Below are 1,848 nucleotides of genomic sequence, written 5' to 3' on the forward strand. Positions count from 1 at the left end.
GGTATCTGGCGGCTTGCGCGCCCGCACATGACCGCTTCAATCGCTTTCGCATGGATGCCGGCCTGGCGTCGCTGCCGAAGGGCCTGTTCCTCGAGGCGTCGCCCGACCTCAATTTGCTGCTGACGCCTTCGATCGTGCGTCGTGAGCGCGCCGAGCCGCTCGATCCCACGCGCTTCGTCTATCTCGAAGGCTGCGTGCGCTCGGAAGGGCCGTTCGAAGTGCCGGTGTTTCCGCGCAACAAGGGGCCGCTAGTCTATGTCAGCTTCGGCAGCCTCGGCGCCATGGATGTCGGCCTGATCGAGCGCATGCTGGTCGTCTTCGACAGGCTGCCGGCGCGCTTTATTGTCAATGCCGGCGGCCTGCGCGACGCCTACCGTGCGGTGCCGGACAATGTCTATCTCGACGCCTGGTTTCCGCAGCCCTCGGTGGTGGCGAAGTCAGACCTGTTCATCCATCACGGCGGCAACAACAGCTTTTGCGAAGCGCTGCGCTTCGGCGTGCCGTCACTGATCATGCCCTATTGCTGGGACGGACACGACAATGCGCGCCGCGCCGGAGAAACCGGCGTCGGTGACCATATCGGCCGCGACGCCTGGACCGAAGGAGTGTTGGAGAAAGCGATTCTCGGCCTGCTGGCCGACGATGCCATGCGCGCCCGCCTCAAGGACAATGCAGCCCAAATGGCGCTGAAACCTGGAACGGATGTGGCCGCCCAAGCCATACTCTCTTTGATACGGACATGAACGAAATGCCTGACAACAACACGAATATCTCGCTCTCCAGCGGCAACGACGCCAAGGCCTGGCTGGCCCGGCACGGGATCAACGAAGTCGAGTGCCTGGTGCCCGACACGAACGGCGTCCTGCGCGGCAAGGCCTTGCCGACGGCCAAATTCCTCCAGGCGCTGGAAGATCGCGCGCTCTATCTGCCGAGCAGCGCTTTCCTGGTCAGCATCGACGGCCGCTACTCCGGCTCGATCGACGAGGGTTTTGCCTATTCGGACCCGGACATGCGCATGGTGCCCGATGTCTCGACGCTGTGCCTGGCGCCGGGTGCCGCTCCCGGCAAGGCCTATGTCTTCGCCGATGCCTTCCATATGGACGACCGGCCCTGGATGGCCTCGCCGCGCCATGTGCTGCGCGCCGTGCTCGACCTCTACGCCAGGCGCGGCTGGCGGGCGGTGGTGGCGCCGGAGCTCGAATTTTATCTGACCGCGCCCAATCCCGATCCGGACCAGCCGCTGACCGCTCCGATCGGCGCCAATGGCCGTGCCGAGGGTGTGCAGCATCCCTATGACATGGCCGCGCTCGAGGAGTTCGAGCCGGTGATCCGCCGAGTCTATGACTATGCGGCGGCGGCCGGCCTGCCGCTCGACACGCTGATCCATGAATCGGGTACGGCGCAGCTTGAGATCAACTTCCTGCATGGCGATGCGCTGCCGCTGGCCGACAAGGTGCTGCTGTTCAAGCGGCTGACGCGCCAGGCCGCGCAGCAGAGCGGAATGCACGCCACCTTCATGGCCAAGCCGATCGCCGCACAGGCGGGAAGCTCGATGCATCTGCACATGTCGGTCATCGACGAGGCCGGCAGGACTTTGTTTGCCGGCAGCGACGATGCCGACAGCGCAATGTTCGGCCATTTCATCGGCGGCCTGCAGAAATATGTCCCGGAAATCATGCCGCTGTTTGCGCCCAACGTGAACTCGTTCCGCCGCATAAGGCCGAACCACAGCGCGCCGGCCAACATCGAATGGTCGCATGACAACCGCTCCTGCGGCCTGCGCGTGCCGGCCGGGGGCCGCGCGGCGCGGCGGGTGGAGAACCGGCTTCCGGGTGCGGATTCCAATCC

2 protein-coding genes are annotated in these 1,848 nt (G+C 65.2%); both read left to right on the forward strand.

Going from position 1 to position 1,848, the window contains the following annotated elements; translation table 11 throughout:
- Window positions 1–743: nucleotide disphospho-sugar-binding domain-containing protein (locus tag EN893_RS32020; protein WP_281062518.1), on the forward strand; the 743-nt coding region annotated here is incomplete at its 5' end.
- A gap of 5 nt (window positions 744–748) precedes the next feature.
- On the forward strand, window positions 749–1,848 hold a 1,100-nt coding region (locus tag EN893_RS32025), incomplete at its 3' end, for a glutamine synthetase family protein (protein ID WP_164901301.1).

This window comes from Mesorhizobium sp. M7A.F.Ca.CA.004.04.2.1 (assembly GCF_004022825.1).
Lineage (GTDB): Bacteria > Pseudomonadota > Alphaproteobacteria > Rhizobiales > Rhizobiaceae > Mesorhizobium.